General features: G+C 38.1%; 11 protein-coding genes and 1 pseudogene. 8 read left to right on the top strand and 4 right to left on the bottom strand.

The window, feature by feature from the left end:
* Together CWATDRAFT_RS27830 and CWATDRAFT_RS27825 are read right to left on the bottom strand one after the other, a co-directional pair.
* Positions 1–645, bottom strand: a pseudogene (locus CWATDRAFT_RS27830) (IS66-like element ISCwa4 family transposase); the annotation flags it as partial.
* Between the two features lie 75 nt (positions 646–720).
* Complete coding sequence (locus CWATDRAFT_RS27825; RefSeq protein WP_007308110.1) at positions 721–993, bottom strand: PhnD/SsuA/transferrin family substrate-binding protein; 273 nt, start codon at positions 991–993, stop codon at positions 721–723.
* A gap of 118 nt (positions 994–1,111) precedes the next feature.
* Here CWATDRAFT_RS27825 and lipA point away from each other — a divergent pair, with 118 nt between their 5' ends.
* Together lipA and CWATDRAFT_RS27815 are read left to right on the top strand one after the other, a co-directional pair.
* A complete protein-coding gene (lipA, locus tag CWATDRAFT_RS27820; protein WP_007308112.1) occupies positions 1,112–1,981 on the top strand; it encodes a lipoyl synthase in 870 nt (289 codons plus the stop codon).
* 159 nt (positions 1,982–2,140) lie between these two features.
* The gene (locus tag CWATDRAFT_RS27815; protein WP_007308113.1) at positions 2,141–2,356 is read left to right on the top strand and encodes an AbrB/MazE/SpoVT family DNA-binding domain-containing protein; all 216 of its coding nucleotides are present in this window, start codon (positions 2,141–2,143) and stop codon (positions 2,354–2,356) included.
* A gap of 76 nt (positions 2,357–2,432) precedes the next feature.
* Here the strand turns inward: CWATDRAFT_RS27815 and CWATDRAFT_RS27810 are convergent, their stop codons facing one another.
* Positions 2,433–2,618: a hypothetical protein gene (locus CWATDRAFT_RS27810; protein ID WP_021830185.1), complete on the bottom strand. Its 186-nt coding sequence runs from the start codon at positions 2,616–2,618 to the stop codon at positions 2,433–2,435.
* 77 nt (positions 2,619–2,695) lie between these two features.
* Between CWATDRAFT_RS27810 and CWATDRAFT_RS27805 the strand changes: the two genes are divergently transcribed.
* The 6 genes from CWATDRAFT_RS27805 (at position 2,696) to CWATDRAFT_RS40645 (ending at position 7,366) form a co-directional block, all read left to right on the top strand.
* A complete protein-coding gene (locus CWATDRAFT_RS27805) occupies positions 2,696–3,403 on the top strand; it encodes a hypothetical protein (protein WP_007308114.1) in 708 nt (235 codons plus the stop codon).
* 243 nt (positions 3,404–3,646) lie between these two features.
* Entirely contained in the window at positions 3,647–4,438 is a 792-nt protein-coding gene (locus CWATDRAFT_RS27800; protein WP_007308115.1) for a glutathione S-transferase, read from the top strand.
* Positions 4,439–4,531: 93 nt separating this feature from the next.
* Positions 4,532–4,945 (top strand): peptide-methionine (R)-S-oxide reductase MsrB, encoded by a 414-nt coding sequence (gene msrB, locus CWATDRAFT_RS27795; RefSeq protein ID WP_007308116.1) that lies wholly within the window; start codon positions 4,532–4,534, stop codon positions 4,943–4,945.
* A gap of 216 nt (positions 4,946–5,161) precedes the next feature.
* Complete coding sequence (locus CWATDRAFT_RS27785) at positions 5,162–6,298, top strand: DegT/DnrJ/EryC1/StrS family aminotransferase (RefSeq protein WP_007308117.1); 1,137 nt, start codon at positions 5,162–5,164, stop codon at positions 6,296–6,298.
* Positions 6,299–6,410: 112 nt separating this feature from the next.
* Positions 6,411–6,998, top strand: a complete 588-nt coding sequence (gene leuD, locus CWATDRAFT_RS27780) for a 3-isopropylmalate dehydratase small subunit (RefSeq protein WP_007308118.1) — start codon at positions 6,411–6,413, stop codon at positions 6,996–6,998.
* A 92-nt stretch (positions 6,999–7,090) separates the two neighbouring features.
* Positions 7,091–7,366, top strand: coding sequence for a pentapeptide repeat-containing protein (locus CWATDRAFT_RS40645; RefSeq protein WP_042712647.1), 276 nt, complete (start codon positions 7,091–7,093; stop codon positions 7,364–7,366).
* 154 nt (positions 7,367–7,520) lie between these two features.
* Here the strand turns inward: CWATDRAFT_RS40645 and CWATDRAFT_RS27770 are convergent, their stop codons facing one another.
* Positions 7,521–7,970 carry an ISAzo13-like element transposase-related protein gene (locus CWATDRAFT_RS27770; protein WP_007308109.1) on the bottom strand — a complete coding sequence of 150 codons (450 nt, stop codon included), beginning with the start codon at positions 7,968–7,970 and terminating at the stop codon, positions 7,521–7,523.
* Positions 7,971–8,080: the final 110 nt, after the last annotated feature.

Below are 8,080 nucleotides of genomic sequence, written 5' to 3'. Positions count from 1 at the left end.
TTCCTGTTTACGCCATGTAAGATTACCCCCATAGCCAAGCCAGCCCACGATGCTACTTAATCGCGCCCCATAACTGAATCCTTCTTTAACTCCCAATGGAACAGGACTGTAATCTGACCATCCACAACTAGGACATTTATAGAATCCGCGACGATATTCCCTGATTTCTATGGGTTGGTCTACTACTTCAGCCACTTGCTGGACTTTTTCGGGAACTACTTCATCTCGTTCCACTGAACCCCCACAAACAGGACAGTTTTCTAGTTCTAAAGGGACTATCTTATCGGGCTGACCAAAACCATTACGGGTCTTCTCTGGGTGGTCATATTTTGGTCCGCGTTTAAATCCTTTTTTGCGTTTCTTTTTGTCAGAAGGCTTTTTTAGTTGGTCTGATGATGGGGGGACTGAACTGTTTTTTGAGTTACGGTTTTTTAGCTTATCTCTCTCTTCTTTCAATTTTTCAATTTCTTGCTGTTGTGTAGAGATTTGTTGTTGTTGCTGGTCAATCAGTCTTTGTTGAAGAGATAACTGTTGTTGTGCCTTGACTAGCCACTCAATCATGAAGACATTGTTCGCCAACTGTTCATCGGCGATAGCTCTAACTAGCTTTGAATCAATGGTAGCATTTGTGGTCATAACCCCCACTATACATAAAAATCCCCGATTTTACCTTTATGTTGTCAAGACAGATTCTTTATTGCGGTGAGCAATTACGGTATTTCAGCAAATTTTGTGGTGTCCTCGAATTGTTCTAAAATTTTTTTTTCCTGACTCTTTTTTATCCATTTCTAAGAGAAGTCTTTTCAGCCTAGTTATTTTATTTTTAGATAAGGTAGGAGAAACAACTAGCATATGGCGAGGAACCGATCTTGTTTCCCCAATAATAATAAATTGTTGTTGAGTTTCTTCGGGTAATTTTTCAAAATCAACCGAACCCATAGTCATTGCATCAACACGGCCACTAATTACCCACTGTATCGAAGTCAATAACATAATAATATTACCGTCAATAATGCTCTGTGATAGCAGTCACATCTAACTAATATAGTTAACAACAGGTTTAAATGATAAGATCAGTTAAAAATATATTTAATATAGAGATTAAAGAAATATGACGGTTAAACCGCAGTGGTTACGGGTAAAAGCCCCTCAATGGCAACGGGTAGGAAGTGTTAAGGAAATATTACGGGATTTAGGCTTAAATACGGTTTGCGAGGAAGCTTCTTGTCCTAATATTGGGGAATGTTTCCATGTAGGGACGGCAACTTTTTTGATTATGGGGCCTGCTTGTACTCGCGCTTGTCCTTACTGTGATATTGATTTTGAGAAGAAACCCCAACCCCTAGACCCCCAGGAACCCTTAAATTTAGCTGAAGCGGTGCGTCGTTTACGTCTCAATCATGTGGTGATTACCTCGGTTAACCGTGATGATTTACCGGATGGGGGTGCGTCTCAATTTGTCCTTTGTATTGAGGCTATTCGTCAAGTTTCCCCAAAAACCACCATTGAGGTGTTAATTCCTGATTTATGCGGTAACTGGGATGGTTTAGGGATTATTTTAGAGGCTAAACCAGAAGTTCTTAACCATAATACCGAAACTGTCCCCCGTTTGTATCGTCGGGTTCGTCCTCAAGGAAATTATCAGCGATCGCTGGCTTTATTACAAGAGTCCAAAACCTTGGCCCCGAAACTCTATACCAAGTCCGGTATTATGGTGGGGTTAGGAGAAACCGATGCAGAGGTGCGTCAAGTGATGGAAGACTTACGAGCCGTTGATTGTGATATTTTGACCATAGGACAGTATTTACAACCCTCTGCTAAACATTTAGGGATAAAAGAGTTTGTTACCCCCGAAAGTTTTGCAGGATGGCAAACCTTTGGGGAGTCTATCGGCTTTTTGCAAGTTGTTTCCTCTCCCTTAACCCGTAGTTCTTATCATGCGGAACAAGTTCGAGAGTTGATGACTGAATATCCTCGTTAATGAAGTGCGATCGCTATTTTCAGAGGTTTTTAATACCAATTTCTTAAACTCTGGCTGCACATTTGGGTAAGGGTCAACGGCCGTTGACCCCTACAATATAAACAGTATACTCACTTAATTATTGATATACTAGGACAAGATAAGCAAAAAATAAGATAAATGGAACAACTCACCCTTGATCAATTTGGTCGTGTCGAAATTCCTGAAAAAATACGCCAAAAATTAGGAATTAACAATGATACCAAGTTATCTTTAAAAGTTGAAAATGGTCAACTTATTCTTAAACCCTTACAATCAGAACTAGAAACCTACTATGAAGATGGAATCTTGGTCTTTAAAGCTGAACCAATAGGTAATGTAGAAGTACCAACATAGAATTTATTTTGAGAACCAGGCGATCGCACTCAATTAAATTGAAGGGGCGATCGCGCTTAATTCTAGGGAACCAAAATCAAAAATATTGGTTAATATAATCATCTAAATAACTCAAGGAGGGAGTTGCTTGGGATAAATCTTGTTCTTGAGTGGAAAAAGGGTCAACGATCTCTTCTTTGAGAAAATGAGCATCAGTCTTTTGCCATCGCTTATTAAGGTCGAAAGTGGCTTGTAACCATTTTGGTAGGGTAAGATTCACCATGATATCCTCTTGATTGGCCTACGTTATAGCTTAGGGGGATACCTATGAGTCATGCGCCCCCCTGATGAGTCATCCTAATGGGTGAATTGAAATCCTCCCTGAGAAGCTTTCAATTCAGGTTAGCTGGAAGGGTGAATAATGTAATACAAAAAGTGGGAATACTAATTATATTCAGGTACTTAACCGCTCTTTACTTTATAGGCAACATGGTAAATTCCAATATAAAATCTAATCCAAATGTCAAATTAAAGATTACTAAAAAGGGAGAAATTATTTTTTATGGGATATCAAAAAAACAAAAACACCGCTATACAGAAAGACTTGATAATTATGAAACTACTTATACTATAGACAATAACTATTATAGAAAGAATGAAATAGTTATTCATTTTCATAGGATTGAAATTAAACTTTTCAGTATATTAAAACAATACTATAGCTTAAAAGATGATAGAAAATGTCAACTACCAATGTCTAAAGAAACATTATATTTTCAAGATAAACAACATATCATCTATATGCAAAAAGAAATGTCCCCTATAATAATATCTCATTTTGCAGAATGTAAAAACAAATATAGACATAGATATACAAAAGATGCTGAGGTGCTTATTCTAAAAACAGTTCCTCCAGCGAGTTACATTGATATTAATAATAATTTTCGTGTAATTAATAATATTAACTGTATATATATAGATGACACTATTCAAGACAAAATAGCTATTATCAAAGAGATTCATGATAGTCTAGAGTTACCACAAAACAAACCAGTATTTAGTTTTTAAACTTTTCTAGACTGAAAAAATGAAAGCACAACGAAGTCATTCTAATGGGACTTTAGCTGAATCTATGTTAAAAACCTTCGTCACACAATAACAAATTTTCTGTTTATGGTTTCAGTTCTTTTTGCTTAACTACAGGAGATGCCACAGCATACTTGTGAAAAAACAGGACTTTCTGTGACAAAATTGTAAAAAAACGTTACAGTATAAACAGATTGATAACGACAAGTGGAGAGAGGAAACCTAATGTTAGAACTGTATCAATTTGAGGTTTCTCAATATTCTGAGAAAGTGCGCTTAATTCTTGATTACAAAGGATTAGAATATCGTAAAATCGAAGTTACTCCAGGTGTGGGACAACTGGACTTGTATAAAATGTCGGGACAAAGACAAGTTCCTGTCTTAAAGGATGGAGAAACTATTGTTGCTGATTCCACTGAGATAGCCTTTTATTTAGATAGAAAATACCCAGAAAAACCAATTATCCCTGCAGATCCTCTTAAACGAGGACAATGTTTACTGATAGAAGAATGGGCTGATGAATCTATCGGAATCAAAGGAAGATTTGCTTTAGTCGGAGCATTAAATCAAAACCCCAATTTTCGTAGTTCTGTTTTACCAAAAGAAGTACCTGACGTAGTAAAAAATATTATTAGTGCGGTTCCTGGGGATCTTTTGAGTGCTTTAGGAACAGGGGTTGGGGTTGGACCAGATACAGTTAAAGAAGCCACTAAAGCCCTGAAACAAGACCTAGAAGCTCTTAGTCTTATTTTAGAGCATCAACCCTATTTAGTTGGGGATGAAATCACCTTAGCTGATTTAGCCGTGGCAGGATTAAGTATTATTTTAAAACAACCTGGCGGTGACTATTTAGATATTCCTGATAACCTCAAAGGAAAAGGTATTCCTGGGTTAGCAGATAACACTGCTTATGATGCTTTCTTCCTCTGGCGCGATCGCCTTTACATGGACTATCGAAAACCCCTTTCTTCTCAACCCTCTGAAGAAGAGTCACCGACTAGCATTGAGATAGAATAGTAAGAACAGTTTACAGTGAGCAGTGAACAGTAATATATTGATCACTGTGGAAAAAACTAGACACTTTTTGTTAATTATTTAGGAAAAAACATCATGAAAACCTCAGACAAACAATTTGAAATTAATAAAACCGAACAGGAATGGAAAGAAAGTTTGACCCCAGAACAATTTAACGTTTTGCGGAAACACGGTACTGAAAGAGCAGGAACCAGCCCTCTCGATAAAGAATATGGAGAAGGGGTTTATAAATGTGCTGCCTGTGACAAAATCTTATTTACTTCTGAGACTAAATATAACAGTGGAACAGGTTGGCCAAGCTTTTATAAACCCATTGAAGGTGCCATTGAAACATCAGTTGATCGTTCTTTATTTATGACAAGAACTGAAGTACATTGTAGTTGTTGTGGCGGTCATTTAGGCCATGTGTTTGGGGACGGACCAAAACCCACAGGACAACGTTATTGTATGAATGGAGTTTCCTTAGAGTTTATCCCCAAAGGTGAATAATAGGTGAGATGAGGAGTGTGGGGAGTGTGGGAAGTGTGGGAAGACTATATAGAAGCAATATTAATATTCTGCTCCCCATCTCTCCCCCATCACCCAGTCTCCTAGTCACCCAGTCACCCAGTCTCCCAGTCACCCAGTCTCCCCATCTCCCAGTCACCCAGTTGCTTGCTTCTTTAACCATACCTTTGATAAACTCAGTTAAAAAAAGCTGTTAAAATGCCAGTGAATACCATCCCCCCTGTAGATTTAGTCCGTCAATACAAGCTTATTAGTGAAGAGGTTGATCGTGCTGTCCTCGAAGTTGTCCGTTCCGGGCGTTATATCGGTGGTGAAGTTGTTAAGGACTTTGAAGAACAACTCGCTAAATATGTCGGTAGTGCGCACTGTATTGGTTGTAACTCAGGAACCGATGCCCTATATTTGGCCTTACGAGCATTAAATATTGGTGCTGGAGATGAGGTCATCACCACACCATTTACCTTTATTGCCACCACAGAAACCGTCAGTTTAGTGGGAGCTAAACCAGTTTTTGTGGATATTGAACGGGATACCTTGAATATGGATGTGGGAGCCATTGAAGCAGCTATTACCCCTCAAACCAAAGCCATTATCCCTGTACATCTCTTTGGCCAACCGGTTAACATGGCCCGTTTAATGGACATTGCCCAAAAACATAATCTGTATGTGATCGAAGACTGCGCTCAAAGTACAGGGGCAAAATGGGAAGAGGATCTGACAGGAAATATTGGTCATGTTGGTTGTTTTAGTTTCTTTCCCACCAAAAACTTAGGAACTTGTGGGGATGGTGGTGCGGTTACCACAAATGATCCGGCGATCGCCGAAACTATTAAAGTTATTAAAGAACACGGTTCAGCACAACGATATTATCACGATGTTGTGGGTATCAATAGCCGTCTTGATAGTATCCAAGCAGCTATTCTTCGGGTTAAATTGTCTTATCTTGATCAGTGGAATAAACAACGAAGAGAAATTTCCCAACGGTATCATCAACTATTAGCAGGTATTCCTGGAATACAACTTCCTCAAGAAATTAAGGGAGGTTATCATGTATGGAATCAATACACTATTTTAGTAAAAAATCATAACAATAATGAAAAAACCACAAGAGATGACCTGAGAGAAAAGTTACAAGAAAATGGTATCATCTCAATGATTTATTATCCCATTCCCTTACATTTACAAAAGGTTTATCATAATTTAGGTTATCAAAAGGGTGCTTTTTCTGTAACAGAAGAAGCAGCAAATGAAGTGTTATCCTTACCTATGTTCCCCGATATTTCTCCCGAAGAACAAGAACAAGTTGCTTATGCTTTAAGAGATTATTTTGCTTAAGATGGTTCAAAAAATATAATTAGAAATTAATTTTCCCTAACCTTTGCTCTTGGTCAGTAACTTAACGTTTATGATAGGAATAGAGCTACAGTTAAGGAACAGGTAAATATTAATGAACCAAGTCAAGTTAATTTCAGGGCGAGGTATTCCCCTAACAGGAGATGATATCGATACCGATCGCATTATCCCGGCAAGATTTTTACGTTGTGTCACCTTTGACGGTTTAGGAGAACAGGCTTTTGCCGACGATCGCAGCCAACTGAAAGGGGAACATCCCTTCGATCAGCCTCAATATCAAGGGGCGAACATCTTAGTAGTCAATGCTAACTTTGGCTGTGGATCATCTAGGGAACACGCACCCCAAGCCATAATACGTTGGGGAATCAAAGCTATTATAGGTGAAAGTTTTGCCGAAATCTTTTTTGGGAACTGTATCGCCAATGGGGTTCCCTGTGTGACTGCATCCCCTGAAGCGGTCAAAAGTTTACAGAGCCAACTACAAAATAACCCCCAGGCTCAAATTAGCCTAGATTTAACAACCAAGCAAGTCAAAGGTGATGATTGGATAGCAGACATTTCTATGGGAGAAGGTTCCCGTCAAATGCTTCTCGAAGGGACATGGGATAGTTGTGGACAATTAACCCAAAACCCCAACCAGATTAAAGAGACGGCACAGAAATTACCTTATTTGGTCTGGTAATAAAAGGGATTGTGAGATGATTTCAATCAAGTCAGTAGGGGCTTAATAATATTAAGCCCGTACAGAGATAATTATCGTTATTATGCAAAAAATTGGATTTTAAAGCCTTAATCTGGCAATATGGTCAGGGGAAAAGAGATTTTAGTCGGCTGGATCTTCAGCGAATCGAGTTAATCCGAGAAACGCTGATAGAAATCGATTTCAGCCGAACATCGTTGGAATGGGCAAATTTGAGCGGAACAAATCTCACTGGAGCCGATTTAAACCGGGCTGACTTAATTTATGCTCGTTTGCTCAGTGCTAAGGTGATTTCCAAGAAAAAGTTTCCCACCCATTCTCAGAATCTGTTTGTAGAACATCTCAAATAAGCGAAAAGGGAAAAATAAAAAGTTGTTCGCGGATACTTTCCGCGAACAAAAACCTCCCTATCTAAAAGAAAGAAATACGCTAACTTTTAAATTAGCTTTGACTATTTTAAAAAAGGAAATTCACTTAATTTTACACTCTTATTAACTTTTTAGACTAACTGGGTCTAATCAAAATATCCCATTTAGGTAAGTGAGGATTACGTTCTAAACGTTTCTCAATTTCCTTCATCTCTTTTTTCGTTAAAGAAATGCCTTTTTGATAAACTTTTTTACTTAACTTAACTATCGGATTTAAGCCTTTCCATGTCATAGTTTTTACCGAAGCTAACATCGTTTGAGCATTTCTCAGAAGTGTTCCGTTCCAATGCCTCTCTAAAATTCCCCAACATCTTTCTATGGGATTATATTTACTGTGATAAGGAGGAAAATATAGTAATTGAATAGATTTCTTAGTTTGGTCGGCAAACTCTACCATTCTCTTCAAAAATTGCCTTCTTATTCCACTATTTTCTGCTCCATTATCAACTTTAATTTGGATGTTCTCTAGTTGCTGCTTTTCAGTTATACTCAGACTTGTCCACCATTGCTCCAAGTTATCTACCATGAAATCACTCGTTTATTAAGACTTCCAAAGTACTAAAGTGCCTGTATTTCTCTAAATCCACAGAACGATTTCTTATTCCATTCTGATTGAGTTATATAACTTGGTTGCGG

It is taken from the genome of Crocosphaera watsonii WH 8501 (assembly GCF_000167195.1).
Classification (GTDB): Bacteria; Cyanobacteriota; Cyanobacteriia; order Cyanobacteriales; family Microcystaceae; genus Crocosphaera; species Crocosphaera watsonii.
This window is presented reverse-complemented; position numbering and strand designations above follow the sequence as displayed.